Raw genomic sequence first — 16,671 nt, 5'->3', positions numbered from 1 at the left:
TTTATAGCTTTTATGCTTTACACAAGTTTTATTGCCATCTTTTCTGCTATAATAATAAGACAACTCAGTAGATTACACTACCGAACCCACTCTCCTTAAAAGCCAAAGCAATATCTCAAATTTCGAGACTCTCATCATAAGTAAGAATGAGCTTTGGCTTTTTTTATAATATTTTTAACAGGCTTACTATCTCCTGATTTTATTTTTCTAATTATCTGCGACTAACAGATTTATTAAACATTTTTCGTATTTAAAAATGCTGTAAAGCATAAGCCTTTTACGCTTAAATTTATTGTTTGAAGTAAGAATATTTATTAAATTCCGTCAAAAGTATTACCAACTTTTAACAAGCTACATTAATTTCAACCCAAATCTGTATTGTAATACAGTCCTAAAAATCTACTTGTTAAGCATTTAAAAGGCTTCATATGAAATATACCATAACGATATTAACCATAATTACTTTATTGTCTTGCTCCGGTGCAAAAAGCACTACAGCAAGTCCCTTAAACAAAAAGGATCAGGTTGAAGCAAAAATCGATAAAACTACCCATCATAAAGTGGACACTGTAATTTCTATAAACAACGATGCCATTATAAAAACAAGAGAAACAAAGCCTGCAAATACTTTTAACCATACTTCGTGGGATACATTACTACAAAAGTATGTATCGAATAAAGGCAACGTTAATTATAAAGCATTTAAATCCAATAGGAAGGCATTAACACATTACATTAATTACTTGGGAGAACATATGCCTCAAAATTCCTGGACAAAGGAAGAAAAGCTTGCTTATTGGATTAATGCTTACAATGCGATGACTATCGATTTAATTCTACGTTATTACCCTATTAATAGCATTAAGGATATTAATAAACCCTGGGAGCAACGTTTCTGGAAGCTTGGCGAAAAATGGTATAATTTAAATGAGATTGAACATCAAATTTTACGTAAAATGAACGAACCTCGCATCCATTTTGCTATTGTATGTGCGTCCTTTTCTTGTCCTAAATTACAAAACGAAGCTTTTATTCCGTCAAACATAGATGAACAACTAACCAATGCAACTAAAGATTTTTTAAGTGATTCTGAAAGAAATGATATTTCTAAAGACCATATTAAGCTGTCAAAAATATTCCAATGGTTTGCTAAAGATTTTAAACAAGCAGGAACATTAATTAATTTTCTAAATCAGTACTCAGAAATCACCATTTCCGATAAAGCAAAAAAGAATTTTAAAGACTATAACTGGAATTTAAATGAATAGAATCTCAATCATTATACCCATGTTAAATGAAGCGGATCATATTGATAATCTGCTTACACACCTTTTAGAAAACTCTTCAAAAGAAAACATCGCAGAAATAATTATTGTAGATGGTGGTAGTACAGATGGATCGCTAGATATCGTTTCAAAATACAAATCTATAAGTTTTTTCAGTTCACCAAAAGGACGAGCCAAACAAATGAATCTAGGCGCAAAATACGCCACTGGAAATATTCTTTATTTTTTACATGCCGATTCATTTCCTCCTAAAAATTTTGACACCCTTATTATAACCGAGGTCAAAAAAGGCCATGAAGCTGGATGTTTTAGAATGAAATTTAATAGTAATCATTTATGGCTAAAACTAGCTGGGCAACTAACTCGTTTATCTTGGCAAGCCTGTCGAGGTGGTGATCAAAGTCAGTTTATAACAACCTCCCTTTTTAATAACATTGGTCGTTTTAATGAAGATTTCACTATTTATGAAGACAACGATTTAATTGCAAGATTATATGATCGCAAACAATTTGTTGTGATTCAAAAATGGCTAACAACCTCAGCGAGATGCTACTATACCAATGGCGTATGGAAATTACAATATTATTATTGGAGAATTCACCTAAAAAAATGGATGGGTGCCGATGCCAACGAGTTAAATCGTTATTATAAAAAATATATTTATTAAATAACGAAAGACGGGTAAACCACTCCTATAGATTCTAAGTCCATAGGTTCACTTTCACAGACTAAAAAGTCTGCTTCGTAAAATACCAAAGCATAAAATAATTAACATTATAAAACGGAATTCGTGTCAAAAATTTTTAGAAGTTGAAAGCTAAATCACGTTAAATAAGATTAATCTTTATTTCTTCCCTTTTCATTAGGATATAAAGCAGGTAAATTATCACTTTGAAAAACTTCTTTTGAGTCTAAATCCATAGCAGACAACTTTCCTTTAAAAGCAGCTCCCGTATCAATATTCCAAACGTTAGCAGCATGCATGGGAATATCTGAATTAAAGTTAGTTGTTGGCGTATGTCCAATATAAATTTCTTTATAATGTTTTAAACGGTTAGGATATAAAACAGAGTCTTCGTTTATATTACGATCCTTTGTTAAAGCCATCTCCCAAAGTGTTCTGTCAAAATAAAACGTTTCTTTAAAAACTTCTTTTTTAACTCCATGCATAGATGTAAAACCTGCATGAATAAATAAGCGATTTTCATTATCAATATGGTACAATGGCATATTTTCAAAAAACTCTAAATGAGTCTTTTTTTCATCTTTTGAAAAAGAAGCATAACTTTCAATAGTCTCTTTACCTCCATGCATGTACCAAACAGGATTCACGTCGTCAGATTTTAACCAACCTTCACACCAAACATCATGGTTTCCTTTTATAAAAACACAATTTATTTTTTGAGATAACTCTATTAAAAACTGAATTACTTGAGCCGATTCACTCCAACCATCCACATAATCTCCCATAAAAACAAGACTATCTTCATCTTTAATTTCAATTTTATTTAATACTTGAATTAATGCTTTTAAACCGCCGTGGATGTCTCCTATTGCAAATAGTCTCATTAAGTAATTTTTTAGGCAAAAGTAATTTTTTTTAAAAGCATATAAAATATATCACTTAAAAATTCTTATCCATATTTCACATTGTCCAAACAACATCTAAGAAATTGTTTAAGTTTTGTTTTTGGAATTAGTTTGGGTGAATTACGTTCTCAGTCAAGGCAAAATAGGCTAAAGGATAAAATTTAAACAGTTTCTAAGCTCTAATCATTTTTTTGTTTTGGATTTTTTAAGTTCAAAACAAAAAAATTACACAATTAACAACAAAAACACATTTCAATTAACAACATCACAAAAACATAATCATTTACTCACAATAATTTATTAGTTTTATGACCTCTTATAACTGTAATTCTTTAATAAATGAAAATAGAAAAAGTATTGGTTGCCAATCGTGGTGAAATTGCTATAAGAATCTTTAGAGCATGTGCAGAAATTAACGTAAAAACTGTTGGTATTTATACATTCGAAGATAGATATTCTCTTCACAAGCAAAAATCTGATGAAGCCTATCAAATAGGAGAAGATAATGAACCATTAAAACCATATTTAAACATAAATGCTATTATAAAAATCGCATTAGAAAGTGGTGCAGACGCCATTCACCCTGGTTATGGTTTTCTTTCTGAAAATGCAGACTTCGCACAAGCATGTAAAGCTAATAACATTATTTTCATTGGACCAAAAATCTCTGTTTTAAAATCTTTGGGCGATAAAATTACAGCTAAAAAAGTCGCCGTCGATAACAATATTCCTATTATAAAAAGCAATACTAATTCCTTAAGTAACATAAAAATTGCATTAAGTGAAGCTAAAAAAATCGGGTACCCTGTCATGCTAAAAGCAGCTTCTGGTGGTGGTGGTAGAGGTATGCGCGTTATAAGAAAAGAAGAAGAATTAAAAAGTGCTTTCAATGAAAGCAAACGAGAAGCACTTAATGCTTTTGGAGATGATACCGTTTTTTTAGAAAAATTTGTCGAAAACCCAAAACATATTGAAATTCAAATTGTTGCAGACAATTATGGTAACACAGTACATTTATATGAAAGGGATTGTTCTGTACAACGTCGCTATCAAAAAGTAATAGAGTTTGCGCCTTCTTATGGTTTAAAAGAAGAAACAAAAACAGCTTTATATGAGTATGCTATTAAAATTTGTAAAGCCGTAGATTATAATAACATTGGTACTGTAGAGTTTTTGGTAGATGAGGATGATTCTATTTATTTTATTGAAGTTAATCCAAGAATTCAGGTTGAACATACCGTAACCGAGGTCATTACAAATATCGATTTAGTTAAAACTCAATTATTTATAGCTGGCGACTATAAGTTATCTGATCAACAAATAAAAATAGCAAACCAAGATGCTATAAAAATAACGGGCTATGCCTTGCAATGTAGAATAACTACCGAAGACCCTCAAAACAATTTCAAGCCAGATTACGGCACTATTTCGGCATACAGAAGTGCTTCTGGATTTGGTATTCGTTTGGATGCTGGAAGTATATACCAGGGGGTTAGCATTTCTCCTTTTTTCGATTCTATGTTAGTAAAAGTTACTGCAAATAGTAGAACTTTAGATGGCGCTAGTAGAAAAGTAAGCCGCGCTTTGGCCGAATTTAGAATTCGTGGGGTAAAAACCAACATCCCTTTTTTAAGTAATATTCTAAAACATGACACTTTTAAAAAAGGAAAAGTAACGGTAAACTTTATTAAGTCTAACCCCAATTTATTTAATTTTAAGGTGTCTAGAAATAGGGCGACAAAGCTAATCACTTATCTTGGAGATACCATCGTAAATGGAAATGATGATGTAAAAAAATTAGACCCCTTAAAAACCTTTGTAAAGCCTAAAGTTCCAAAATTTGATATAACACCCCATTATACCGAAGGCACGAAAGACCTATTAACAAAACTAGGTCCAGAAAAATTTTCTGAATGGTTGAAAAATGAAAAAAAGGTTCATTTTACAGATACTACGATGCGTGATGCACATCAAAGTTTATTAGCCACTCGAATGCGTACTTACGACATGATGAAAGTTGCCGAAGGTTTTGCAAAAAACCATCCAGAAATATTCAGCATGGAAGTTTGGGGTGGTGCTACCTTTGATGTTTGTATGCGTTTTTTACAAGAAAACCCATGGGAGCGTTTACAAATGCTTCGTAAAGCCATGCCTAATCTTTTATTACAAATGCTTATTAGAGGTTCTAACGGCGTTGGTTATAAGGCTTACCCAGATAATTTAATAGAAAAATTTGTAGAACAATCTTGGGAACATGGTGTGGATGTTTTTAGAATTTTTGATTCGCTTAACTGGATGCAGTCCATAGCACCTTGTATAGAACATGTTAGAAACAAAACGGCTGGTCTAGCTGAAGGCTCTATCTGCTATACTGGCGATATTTTAAATACAAAAAGCACAAAGTACAACTTAAAATATTATACGAACCTTGCCAAAGATATCGAAAATGCTGGTGCGCATATTTTAGGTATTAAAGATATGGCTGGTTTATTAAAACCCCATGCAGCTTTCGAACTTATTTCGGCACTAAAACAAGAAATAGACATTCCTATCCATTTACATACACATGACACCTCATCCATTCAATCTGCTACTTATTTAAAAGCGATAGAAGCGGGTGTAGATGTTGTAGATGTAGCCTTAGGTGGTTTATCTGGGTTAACATCGCAACCAAACTTCAATTCGATTGTAGAAATGCTAAAGTTTCATGAAAGAGAACCTTCTATAAATATAGACTCTTTAAATGATTATTCAAACTATTGGGGATCTGTTAGGGAGTATTACTACCCTTTTGAATCTGGTTTAAAGGCTGGATCTGGACAAGTATTTAAGCATGAAATTCCTGGAGGGCAATATTCTAATTTAAAACCACAAGCACAGGCTTTAGGTTTAGAAGATCGTTTTCATGAAATAACAAAAATGTATGGACAAGTAAATCAGCTTTTTGGAGACATTATAAAAGTGACACCCAGCTCAAAAGTTGTTGGAGATATGGCACAATATCTGGTTAGTAATAATTTAACCATTGAAGATGTACTAGAACGTGGTGATACTATTTCGTTTCCACAATCTGTTGTAAGTTTCTTTAAAGGAGATTTAGGACAACCCGTTGGAGGCTTTCCAAAAAAACTTCAAAAATTAATTTTAAAAGATCAAAAACCATATACAGATAGACCAAATGCGCATCTACCTCCTTTAGATCTTGAAGAAGACTACAAATCTTTTATCAAAACATTTGAAAAAGGTTTAGGGAGACCTGCTGATATTACTGATTTTTTATCTTATAATCTTTATCCAAAAGTATTTACAGATGCCTATAACAAACATTTAAAATATGGCAACCTGATGCATTTGCCTACTAAGAATTTCTTTTATGGTATGGACGTGGGTGAAGAAATCATGGTGTCATTAGATAAAGGAAAAACAGTACTCATCACCCTGGAATCTGTGGGAGAACCCAATCTTGATGGTATCGTTACCGTGTATTTTAAGGTAAATGGACAAGGGCGTAGTGTAGAAATTAAAAACACATCTATTAAGGTAGATAAGGTTGAACATATAAAAGCAGATAAAGCAAATGAGAAACAAATAGGTGCTCCTTTACAAGGTATGCTCTCTACCATTTTGGTAAAAAAGGGTGAAAAAGTCGTAAAAAATCAACCGCTGTTTATTATTGAAGCTATGAAAATGGAAACGACTATAACAGCCATTGAAGATGCTACTGTAAAACAAATTGTTTTGAAAGCTGGTACTATGGTAAATTCTGAAGACTTGGTGTTACAATTAGAGTAATGTAAATGTCAGGCAACCGTCATCTTGCGTAAGTAGACAAGAATCCACCTGAATATTAGAAATTTTAAATCGTTACTTTACTTTTATTAAAATAAATGTCATTCAAAATTATTTGTTGGATCCATTCAGAATACCATGAAGTTTTATTGATTAAAATATAACGCTAGTATTGGAGAATTGTTCTTCTATAATAATATTTGCAAACTAATGGATCCCAGATCTTTTAAAGAAGGTTTCTATTTTTTATTTACTTTTCTTTGCTCGTCCAAAGAAAAGTAACAAAAGAAAAGACGCCCCTTCGAAGGAATTTCTTCTCGCGCTGCGCTTAAGAAGAACCAAGCCCAAATCTTCGCGTCGCCCCATCACAGCATCCAAGGCTATGCTCCTGGGTTTCGAAGTTTTGTGCTTTATTCTTACGAAGGGTCTGGGCTTGCCCTATGATCTGCTCTTAACGATTATTTTTGAGCCTTTAAAACTTTACAAATATCATTTAGGCTTCAATAATTTGTGGGTATACCGTAGCTTTGTCAGCCAGGCCCGAGGCAGAGTCTAGGGGGAATTCTTTTAGATTAAAAATATTGTCCAATACCAAATACAAAACCTTTGGTAGCATTTTTAGTAATACCATGACCATAATCAATTCTGAATGTGGCATTATATATTTTTTTATGAATAAAGCGAAGTCCTAAACCTGGATATATCTTAACATTTTTTATTTTACCAAAATCGTCAAAATCACCGCCTGGGTTTCGCCATGTACCACTATCTACAAAAGCGTTTCCTTGCAAAACAAACCAGTCTTTTTCATATAAAGTATGGCGGTATTCAGTATTAAGTACAACAACACCTGTACCTCTATCAATCGTGTTACCAACACCTCTTACATTTAAATTATTATCTACAGAAAAAGGCGCAAAGGGTGTCTTATCATTAGTCGATAAACCCATTCTTAATCTGGAAGCCCAATTGCCTTTTTCCCCTAGGCGCTTAAAATAAAAGAAATCGTTCCAACCAATAAAAAAATCGGGTAACATACCATCAGTAGATGTCACATATTGAAAATTAAACTGACTTCTAAATCCAGATATATATTGATAGAAATAGTCTAAGTTATTATATTCATAAATCCCTTTTACCAGCCATTTATGTACATTCAATTCTGGTCTATTATTAACGTTTTCTCCTTTAAATTTATAGTCTTCTACAAAATAGTTCAACCCTAGTTCTAATCGATTTTTAAAATTAAGTTCGTACAAGCCTAAAACCTCAAACGACTTATTTCTATATTTATAATTAGCCGTTTCGCCTTCAAAAAAAACGGGCTCTTGGGTTGTTAAGTCTTGATGGTTTACAGCCAATCCAAGCTTATTTGAAAATAAATAGGGAGCTCTAAAATTTATAGCGTAAGAACTATAAATATCATGCTGGTAAAAGCCTCCAAAAATCATGTTCCTTCCCAGTAAATTGAATTCATGAAATCCTGCTCTATATGCAAATTCGTCATCATTTGTGGTATAAATACTTAAGGATGGAATGAGTGTAAAATTTTCTTCAATATTATAAAATACGTTATATTGATTATCTTCAGAAGGAAATACTTGATAATAGGCATGCGATACCGAAGGCAAGCGTTTTAAGCGTAAAATATCTTGTTCAATTACCACTGAATCCAAAACACTCCCCGCTCTTATAGTCGCTATTTTTTTTATAAATGAGGCTTTTAATTTTTTATTCCCTTGAACTTTTAAATCATGGACAATTTTTTCCTGTGTATAACTATACAAAGTAGTAGAAAGCAATAAAAAAATAATCGTTTTTCTTAACATTAAGTGCTTAATTAACTATGTATCAAAAGTAATTTTTTTTAATTAAAAGTATTGTCCTATACCAAAAACAATCCCATTGGTTGCATTATTTCCTACGTCATAACCATAATCTAACCTAAATACTGCATTAAAAATTCTTTTATGAATAAATCTAATACCCAGACCTGGATAAAATTTAACAGTACTTCCATCAAATAATTCGCCTAAATACCCCCCAGGGTTTCGCCAAGATCCTGCATCAATAAAAGCATTACTTTGCAATACAAACCAGCCTCTTTCATATAATGTATGTCTATACTCCGTATTGATAACAATGGATGCAGTTCCTCTATCGATTGTATTACCAACACCTCTAATGTTTAATTGATTATCTACCGCAAAAGGCGCAAAAGGACTATCATCATTAGACGCATAAGCTAAGCGCAATCTATTTGCCCAATTTCCTTTATCTCCTATTCTTTTAAAATATTCAAAATCATTTCGACCGATAAAAAAGTTTTTTAAAAGATCGTTTTCTCCGCTAGAACCTGTTACTAATCTATATGTTAGAATACTTCTAAACCCATTTTGATATTGGTAGTGTATATCAATATTGTTATATTCATATTCACCAATAACAGCTATTTTAGTTGCCTTAAGTTTCGCAGGAACTCCTGTTGGTAAATTGGTATTGCTTTGTAAAAACTCATAATCTTCCGAACCTATACTTAAACCTAATTCCAAACGATTATGAAAATTTGGTTCATACTGAAGTTTAATTTCAAATGCTTTATTAGCAAATCTATAATCTATATCATCTCCGTTTTCAAAAAAAACAGGTTCTTGAGATATTAAGTTTTGATAATTTACACCTATTCCTAATTTACGTGTAAATAAGTTTGGAGCCTCCCAAAAAGCACCATACGAATCAAACACATCCCTACTATAGAAACCGCCAATAATTTGATTTCTGCCTAAAAAATTAAAATCGAATATTGACGTTCTAAAAGCAAACTCCCCGTTATTATCTGTTGCTATATTTAAACCAGGTATAATAGCAAAATTCTCTTCAATAATATAAGTTAAGCGACTTGTTCCTTTATCTATAAATTCAATCTTATAGTTGGCATTTGCAACTGATGGTAACAATTTTAAGCGCCTTATATCTGAAGCTATCTTAGTAGAATCTATAACAGTTCCTTCTTTAACAAAAGCTAATCTTTTTAAGAATGACGTTTTAGTTCTTTTATTACCTTCTATATTAATTTGAGATATTATATGGCTTTGCGCATACGAAAACTCCAAAAAACACATCGAAGCTATTAATAGTAGCTTTTTCACTGTGCTATAAAATTTTTGTTGAGAATAACTAAATTCACCCAATTATCTTCACTAACATCCATTAATGTAAAATTATAGGGTTCCCCAATAGAAAGTACTGGTGCTGTTTCTGTAGTTATATTTAAAACGACATTTGATGTATTATAATATTGAAATTGATTTTCGTAAGTATACGTTCCTGAAAGCAGATTGCCTTGCTCATCTGAAACCACCTGGAAATAAATAGCATTATCTCCAAAAGCATTATTTTGCCATGTAAAAATTGGCATTCCAGATTGCGATTGATCTATTATAACCTCATCATTCCAAACTGTTGGTTTTGTAATTTGTTTAGACCGAATGGGGTTAGAAATTTTTATCTCACCATCTAATTTAAACGTAACAATAATCCATTTCTCATTGGAAGCGTTTTGAGTAAACCGCCCTAAATAACCATTAAAAACAGGTTCACTATTTAGTAAAACTCTGGTATAATTAGAAAAATCATCATTTTTAACTTCTACATTATCTGTTTCATAATATCTAACATCTGAAGCGCCTTCTTCAGGATAATAAAAAGTTAATATAGCTCCAGAATCTTTATCACTTGCCGTACAAGCAATAACAGCTCCCATTTCAATTTTTTCTCCTTGCGTATAGGTTTGTAGCGTTTGCAATACATCATCGTTATCTTCTGAACAAGAAATTAATAATACTAAAAGAATAGATATGTATTTTATTTTATTCATTTCAAGTTATACTGTGCTCTTATTAAATCTTCTACAGGTTTATTTTGTGGTGTAAATTGTGAATTATTTTCACCTCCAGATTTATTATGGTTGTGAAACCATTTCCAAACAAATCCACCAGCAAACCAATCTTCTTTCCAAAACGTCTCAAATAGTGCTTTTGTAGTATTCGTTTGTGCTTCTAGATTAACTTGTACCATACTCCTATCACTTTTCCAAGGTTCCTTTCCTGAATAGTCAACACTTCTATATCCAAACTCTGTAAACAGAATAGGTTTTTTATGTTTTTCAGATATCGCATTAATCACTTTTTTATGTTCCGTCCAACCTGTTAAACATTCTTCAACTGTTGGTGTTTTACTAGGACTCACAGGAAAATAAGCATCCACTCCAATAAAATCTAATAAACTCCAAAAAGGGGTTCGTTTAAATTCATCCCAATTGGCAGCATAAGTTAATTTCCCCTTATAAATCTGTTTTATCTCATCTATTAGTTTAAACCAATAATCAGGTCTGTTATCAATAAACTTTTCTAATTCGGTTCCAATACAAAAAATATCAGCATTTACATCTCTAGCCAGTTCTGCATATTCTAAAATAAATTTTGAATACGATACCTCTAAGGTCTTCCAATCGGCTTCGCTTTTCATCTCTATATACCCCGTAAATTTACCACGCCAAACCCAAATTTGAGGTTTTAGCATGATTTTAATCTTCTTTTTACGAAGTTCTTGAATATACTGTTTTGCGCCTGCTCTAGTCTCACCATGCCATTGCTTTCTTGTATTGAATGCAACTTCTGGTTGTGTTAAATCTCTAATAAACCCAAAAGGCATAATTGCTGCATAATTTGCATTTACACTAACAACTGGACTAACATGATTGTCGTTAATTGCTTCACGAGAAGCTACAAAACTAACACCATTAACTTTTTCAGCCTGCGTATTACAAGATTGAATAGAAAGGCCAAATAATATAATTAGGAGTTTGAATCTTTTCATAAGCAAAATAATAATTAAACTCCTAATTTACTTTAATCATTAAAACAGAGCTCTTAAACCAATGTTAAATGTTTGCCCAAGCCCTGTATCTGTACCTCTTACAAAATTGGTATATAGAGTCTCTATATTTAATACTTTGCTTAATTGATATTTGGCACCGCCTCCAACAGCAGTAAAATCTTGTGAAAAATCATTACCCAAATCTATCAATTGAGAATGTTGCACTAATCCTAGAATAGTGAACTTCTGACTTGGAAAATAACTTAAAAACACTCCTGGCGTTAAACGTAAACTGTTATTTGCAAAACCACCTTCTACAGATGTTAAAAAATCTGGGGTGTAACTATCTTCTTTACCAAAACTAAACTCCGAGTTTAACTCTGTGAAGAGTTGCCAATCTCCACTTGGGAATGTATAGTCGTAGAAAAAACGGTTTTGAAAAATATAACTTTTTTGGTCAAAAAATACACCGTCTTCTGTTTCGTTATTAACTAAAGGTATATGAATTGCTGTTTGAATAGTAAAATTTGATACATTCTTAAATGGATTAAATTTTATTGCAGGAGCAAATGATGTTAATCCCGAACGTGCTGTACCTCTTTCTCCATCAAAAGAAAATACATCTAGAGCGGCTCTATCTCCAATTACATTAGAACGAAACTCTAACAAAAGCCCAATATTAAATTTACTGTTTTCTGATACTCCTGTAAAAATATCTAAAGTAGAAGTAAAGAAAGTTTGTCTATCTAGATTTTTAGTTACATCACCACTACCGTTAGCAGCTTTTGTTTCCGTATATAAATTATTAAACCATTTAATATCCCATTGCCCTTTCTTCAATAACTTTGAAGGGGTATACGTTTGAATATTACTTTTTCCTTGATTTTCATCTTCTTCTTGTGAAAAACCAGAAAACGATATCACAGTTATAACGAATAGTGTTATTATTTTTTTCATTTTATTTTATCTTTGATTTATTAGTAGTTTTATTGCTTATTTAAATTCCAGTCATAAGGAAAGTAACTTAGTTTGAAATTATCAGGTATTTTTTCTGTCCTATATTTATTAATAAAGTCTATTTCCGTTTTACCTTTCATAATAAAATCTTCTTTATACCACGTCATTATTTGTGATGCTTGTACACGCTTCTTTTTAGTATTCACCTTTAAAAAGCTACCATTTAATGCTTTTTTTGTTTGCGTATCCATCTGAGAATTTAATGTGCTTGGTAAGTAAGCTTTATTGATTAAAGGCGGACATCCCAAAGCACCACATACCAATACGAAATGAAAACGGGCATCATTAAATTGGGCTCTTAATAGTTCATGCTCAATAGCATTTAACGTGATTTTTTTGCCTCCTAAACTATGCGTTGTTTTATCAAAAAAACCAGCATGATCTAAAGGAGATTTTGTCGGATAGTGATCTATAATACCTTTTATTACTGACAGGTTATAAGCATTAATCCAAAATGCTTGATAATTCTTAGCATCATCTTTTGAAACTGAAATGGTTTCTGCTAATTTTAAAACATCATTAAGAGCTCCTTTATTAGAATTAATTTTTGAATACGCCACTTTTCCACCTGCAACATTCGCTTTAAAAAAGGCATCCGCCTTATTAAAAAACAAATTCACATCTTGAGAAAAGCTTTTAAAAGCGAACAAGGTTATTATAACTATTATATATTTCTTCATTGTTTTTGTTTTATTGATTGCAAAGTAACTACACCTAAGTCGAACAAAATGTTAGCTAACTTACACTCTTAAAAAAGTTTTTTTTTGCGTCTTGTAAAAATTCTGATCCTTACATTCAGAATTCAATTTAAAACAATTCTAAATTAACAAGTCTAAGATAAGTTATTATCTTTAGCTACGACCTAATACATCATAACTAGCAAAACATGAAACACATTGTTATTATAGGAAATGGAATTTCGGGCGTTACTGCCGCGAGACATATCCGTAAATTATCAGACAACCAAATTACTATTGTATCGGCAGAAACAGATTATTTCTTTTCGCGTACAGCACTTATGTATGTATATATGGGACATATGACATTTGAGCATACCCAACCTTACGAAAAATGGTTTTGGGAAAAGAATAGGATTGACCTTAAAAAAGGGTATGTTAAACATATTGAAACTAAAAGCAAAACACTGCACTTTGCAGAAGGTGATTCTTTACAATATGACAAACTCATTATTGCAACAGGAAGTAAGCCCAATAAATTTGGATGGCCAGGTCAAGATTTAGATGGTGTTATGGGCATGTATCACAAACAAGATTTAGAAAATCTTGAAAAATATGCTCCTAATAATAAGGTTTGTAAAAGAGCTGTCATAGTTGGTGGTGGATTAATTGGTATTGAGCTTGCCGAAATGTTACATTCTCGTCATATTCCTGTTACGTTTTTAGTTCGTGAAACTAGTTTCTGGAATGGTGTTTTACCCGAAGGAGAATCTGCCATGATTAATAGGGAGATCTTAAGGCATGGTATAGACTTACGATTAGGCGTTAATTTAAAAGAAATAAAAGCGGATGCAAATGGGAAAGTAAAATCGGTTGTTATTCCCGAAACTGGAGAAGAAATCGAATGCAATGTTGTTGGGCTTACTGCGGGTGTATCGCCCAATGTTGATTTTATAAAAGAGTCTGGAATAGAGATTGGTCGTGGTGTAAAAGTGAATCCTTTTTTAGAAACCAATGTTCCAAACGTATATGCGATTGGTGATTGTGCCGAACAACATGAAGGTATTGATCAGCGCAGACCTATTGAAGCCGTTTGGTATACAGGACGTATGATGGGAGAAACCGTAGCGCAAACCATCTGTGGCAACCGCATTCAATATAAACCAGGGCACTGGTTTAACTCAGCCAAATTTATGGATATTGAATATCAAACCTATGGTTGGGTATTTGCTAAACCTAGAGACAATGAGGGGCACTTCCATTGGAAGCATGAAGATGACACTAAATGTATAACGGTATGTTATGATACAACAAACAATAAATTCTTAGGGATTAACACCTTCGGAATACGCATGAGACATGAAGTCTTTGATCGTTGGTTAACTGAAGGACGCGATGTGGATCATGTGATGAATCATCTACCTGAAGCTAATTTCGATCCAGAATTCTTTAAACATTTCGAAAAAGACATCCTTTTTGCATATAATAAACAACTAGAAACAGTATAAAAAGACCTGTCTTATCTTAAAAAATAGACAGTTTAAATAAAAAAATTAACCATGAGTAATAAATTAAATCAAAGTATGTCTTTAGCAGATCCTAATGGGATCTCAACAAAGCAAAAGGTTGCCACTGGCTTGGGGGTTTTAGGACTTTTTATATTGGTCTTGGCATTTTTAAATATCCAATTACCCAATAAAGCCATTACATTAACCGTAGCTTTAGGATTAATTTCTGTAGGTATTGTGCTGTATACACATGCCTTGTACTCAGGAAAAAGTAAAGGTATTAAAAACGATGGTATTTGGTTTGGATCAATCTCATCGCGTGGTGTTTTAGGTTGGATCACAGGTGTTATCTTAACGTCCTTTTATATTGTGCTTTATTTCTACCCTCAATTTCTAGGTTTGGGAAAAGATGGAGCCGCTAATACAGGATTGATTTCTGTTTTCGATCCATTAAGTCAATTGCTAAGCGGTAGAAATGCTAGCCAATGGTTTGTATATGGTACCCTATATACCATAGCTATTTTAGCCTTTGGTTATAAATTCATAAAGAAATATCGCCATAACCGTTACGAACAAATTCGTACTGGTTCTGTTATGTTTTTTCAATTAGCCTTTGCGTTCTTAATTCCAGAATTTATGTATAGAATGAATTCAGGATTGCCTTACTACGATCTAAAAAGCGTGTGGCCATTAAATTATTATATTTTTGATGAATGGTCTGTAAAAGGGTTCCTCTCTAATGGAAATATTGGTTTAGCATTGATCGTTTTTGGAATTATCTCCATATTCGTCATTACTCCTATTTTAACGTATAAATATGGAAAACGTTGGTACTGTTCTTGGGTTTGTGGTTGTGGCGGATTAGCAGAAACTGCAGGAGATTCATTTAGACAATTATCATCTAAAAAAATGTCGGCATGGAAACTAGAACGTTGGTTGATACATACTGTTTTAGTGTTTTCTGTGATTATGACAACGGCTATGGTATACACTTATTTAGGTTACGATAGCAACAATTTCTGGTTAACTAAAGGTTTGTTTATTGGTTTAGTAATCGCCTTTTTAACACTTGTCTTTGTTATAATCATGTATTTTAAACGCAATGAATTAGGTAAAGATGCAAAATATGGTGCCATTGGTTATTTTGTGGTTATCGCAGCTTTATTAGCCATGCACTTTACAGGAAGTACTGATGAAGTTTTCCTTATAAAGGCTGGTTCTCTTAGATCTGCCTATGGTTTTTATATTGGCTCTATATTCTCAGGAGTTATTGGGACTGGATTTTATCCTATTTTAGGAAACAGATCTTGGTGTCGATTTGGATGTCCAATGGCCGCTATATTAGGATTTCAACAACGTATGTTCTCTAAATTTAGAATCACAACCAATGGCGGACAATGTATTTCCTGCGGAAACTGTTCTACACATTGCGAAATGGGGATCGATGTGAGAGCATACGCCCAAAAGGGTGAAAATATTGTACGATCAAGTTGTGTGGGCTGTGGTGTTTGTTCTGCGGTTTGCCCAAGAGGTGTTTTAAAATTAGAGAACGGTTCTATGGAAGGTCGTATTAACCCAACCGAAATTTTACTTGGTAACGATGTCAATCTAATGGATCTGGTTAATAAGAAATAGTCATCTACCGAGTCTGTACTAAGTGAAGCATGAGCTATTTGAAGTTTTATTACGTATATACCCTGCTGCGCTTAAGTAGACTCTATTACACAGAATAACAAATAATTTAGAAAGAAAAATTAATCGACATAAATCTAGCTATAGAAAAGATAGTTATGCATACTCAAGACGACCAATTGAACTTAAGTGGCATTTCTGGCTTACTAAATTTAACAGAAATAATTAGAATTAAAGGATGGTCTCAGCAAAAACAAAAAGTATTAATTAATAAAATGGTAAAGATTTAATTGA

13 protein-coding genes are annotated in these 16,671 nt (G+C 32.5%); 6 read left to right on the top strand and 7 right to left on the bottom strand.

Annotated elements, in window-relative coordinates:
- Nucleotides 1-428 precede the first annotated feature (428 nt).
- Nucleotides 429-1,268, top strand: a complete 840-nt coding sequence (locus Q4Q40_RS03365; RefSeq protein ID WP_303300285.1) for a DUF547 domain-containing protein — start codon at nucleotides 429-431, stop codon at nucleotides 1,266-1,268.
- On the top strand, nucleotides 1,261-1,953 hold the full coding sequence (locus tag Q4Q40_RS03360) for a TIGR04283 family arsenosugar biosynthesis glycosyltransferase (protein ID WP_303300284.1): 693 nt from the start codon (nucleotides 1,261-1,263) through the stop codon (nucleotides 1,951-1,953). The genes Q4Q40_RS03365 and Q4Q40_RS03360 overlap by 8 nt, the downstream gene beginning before the upstream one ends.
- A 170-nt stretch (nucleotides 1,954-2,123) precedes the next feature.
- Here Q4Q40_RS03360 and Q4Q40_RS03355 read toward each other — a convergent pair whose 3' ends face one another.
- Complete coding sequence (locus Q4Q40_RS03355) at nucleotides 2,124-2,855, bottom strand: metallophosphoesterase family protein (protein WP_303300283.1); 732 nt, start codon at nucleotides 2,853-2,855, stop codon at nucleotides 2,124-2,126.
- Between the two features lie 360 nt (nucleotides 2,856-3,215).
- On the opposite strand from Q4Q40_RS03355, the gene Q4Q40_RS03350 reads away from it, so the two are divergent.
- Entirely contained in the window at nucleotides 3,216-6,668 is a 3,453-nt protein-coding gene (locus Q4Q40_RS03350) for a pyruvate carboxylase (protein WP_303300282.1), read from the top strand.
- Between the two features lie 569 nt (nucleotides 6,669-7,237).
- On the opposite strand, the gene Q4Q40_RS03345 is transcribed toward Q4Q40_RS03350, so the two are convergent.
- The 6 genes from Q4Q40_RS03345 to Q4Q40_RS03320 are packed head-to-tail and all read right to left on the bottom strand — an operon-like array spanning nucleotide 7,238 to nucleotide 13,240.
- On the bottom strand, nucleotides 7,238-8,494 hold the full coding sequence (locus Q4Q40_RS03345; protein ID WP_303300280.1) for a POTRA domain-containing protein: 1,257 nt from the start codon (nucleotides 8,492-8,494) through the stop codon (nucleotides 7,238-7,240).
- Between the two features lie 42 nt (nucleotides 8,495-8,536).
- Complete coding sequence (locus Q4Q40_RS03340) at nucleotides 8,537-9,814, bottom strand: POTRA domain-containing protein (RefSeq protein WP_303300278.1); 1,278 nt, start codon at nucleotides 9,812-9,814, stop codon at nucleotides 8,537-8,539.
- Nucleotides 9,811-10,542 (bottom strand): hypothetical protein, encoded by a 732-nt coding sequence (locus Q4Q40_RS03335; protein ID WP_303300277.1) that lies wholly within the window; start codon nucleotides 10,540-10,542, stop codon nucleotides 9,811-9,813. The genes Q4Q40_RS03340 and Q4Q40_RS03335 overlap by 4 nt, the downstream gene beginning before the upstream one ends.
- Nucleotides 10,539-11,543 carry a glycoside hydrolase family 113 gene (locus Q4Q40_RS03330; RefSeq protein ID WP_303300276.1) on the bottom strand — a complete coding sequence of 335 codons (1,005 nt, stop codon included), beginning with the start codon at nucleotides 11,541-11,543 and terminating at the stop codon, nucleotides 10,539-10,541. Before Q4Q40_RS03330 ends, Q4Q40_RS03335 begins: the two co-directional genes overlap by 4 nt.
- A 39-nt stretch (nucleotides 11,544-11,582) precedes the next feature.
- Entirely contained in the window at nucleotides 11,583-12,500 is a 918-nt protein-coding gene (locus Q4Q40_RS03325) for a hypothetical protein (protein WP_303300275.1), read from the bottom strand.
- A 29-nt stretch (nucleotides 12,501-12,529) separates the two neighbouring features.
- Nucleotides 12,530-13,240 carry a DUF547 domain-containing protein gene (locus tag Q4Q40_RS03320; RefSeq protein ID WP_303300274.1) on the bottom strand — a complete coding sequence of 237 codons (711 nt, stop codon included), beginning with the start codon at nucleotides 13,238-13,240 and terminating at the stop codon, nucleotides 12,530-12,532.
- A gap of 206 nt (nucleotides 13,241-13,446) precedes the next feature.
- Between Q4Q40_RS03320 and Q4Q40_RS03315 the strand changes: the two genes are divergently transcribed.
- The 3 genes from Q4Q40_RS03315 (at nucleotide 13,447) to Q4Q40_RS03305 (ending at nucleotide 16,667) form a co-directional block, all read left to right on the top strand.
- Nucleotides 13,447-14,745, top strand: coding sequence for an NAD(P)/FAD-dependent oxidoreductase (locus tag Q4Q40_RS03315; RefSeq protein ID WP_303300272.1), 1,299 nt, complete (start codon nucleotides 13,447-13,449; stop codon nucleotides 14,743-14,745).
- A gap of 51 nt (nucleotides 14,746-14,796) precedes the next feature.
- The gene (locus Q4Q40_RS03310; RefSeq protein WP_303300271.1) at nucleotides 14,797-16,380 is read left to right on the top strand and encodes a 4Fe-4S binding protein; all 1,584 of its coding nucleotides are present in this window, start codon (nucleotides 14,797-14,799) and stop codon (nucleotides 16,378-16,380) included.
- Nucleotides 16,381-16,535: 155 nt separating this feature from the next.
- A complete protein-coding gene (locus Q4Q40_RS03305; RefSeq protein ID WP_303300269.1) occupies nucleotides 16,536-16,667 on the top strand; it encodes a hypothetical protein in 132 nt (43 codons plus the stop codon).
- Nucleotides 16,668-16,671: the final 4 nt, after the last annotated feature.

Source organism: Flavivirga jejuensis (genome assembly GCF_030540765.1).
Classification (GTDB): Bacteria; Bacteroidota; Bacteroidia; order Flavobacteriales; family Flavobacteriaceae; genus Flavivirga; species Flavivirga jejuensis.
This window is presented reverse-complemented; position numbering and strand designations above follow the sequence as displayed.